The organism is Pseudomonas sp. D1HM (assembly GCF_019266105.1).
In the GTDB taxonomy this organism is placed as follows: Bacteria; Pseudomonadota; Gammaproteobacteria; order Pseudomonadales; family Pseudomonadaceae; genus Aquipseudomonas; species Aquipseudomonas taetrolens.
Window position 1 is genome coordinate 1 of record NZ_LRMN01000060.1, and the last position, 609, is coordinate 609.

Here is a 609-nt window from a genome sequence, read left to right on the forward strand (position 1 = left end):
GCAGGTTTTCAGCTCCTCAAAACCCCGTTTTTTGTAAAACGCATGCAGTGGAAAGATATCTAAAAACAGCGTGGTATTGCCCAACGCCAGCATGTCGTACACATGCTGAAATTGTTCCTGTGCAACGCTTTGGGGCTCTCCCTCAAAACGGATATCCGCAGGCACCAAATTTTGCTCTGAAGCCTTGTGGTAAGCCTCGTACAACTGGCTTTCCTCATCGCCAGGAAGCTCGAAGTGCGATCCCTTGCTCCTGACCTCCAGCCATTGTCTTCTTGCGCTGAACTCGTCTTCTACTTTGCCAATCGAGTCCGCCGCATGCAGCAGCCCGCACCCCACCTGCTTGGAGGCAAACGCTGCGAGCCCGGCCCATTGGAAGCGTGGGTCTTCCAGCCACATGCGGGCATAGATGGCGTTGATCGCGCGGTTACGCGCTTGGGGGTCGGCAATCAGGATGCCGCCGGGGGCGACGATTTCTTCGGCTGCCCGCTGGTATATTCGCCACAGCCCTTCGCAGGTCAGAACGGGCACTTCGGTGACGGCGGTCATGCAGTCGTAGAGCTCGATGACGCGGGTTTCGCATTCGGAAACAGGCAAGGTGTTGTGAAACAG

Annotated in this window: 1 protein-coding gene; it reads right to left on the bottom strand. The window is 56.5% G+C overall.

From position 1 onward, the window contains the following. Window positions 1-609: DUF2515 family protein (locus AWM69_RS22725; RefSeq protein WP_373274351.1), on the bottom strand; the 609-nt coding region annotated here is incomplete at both ends.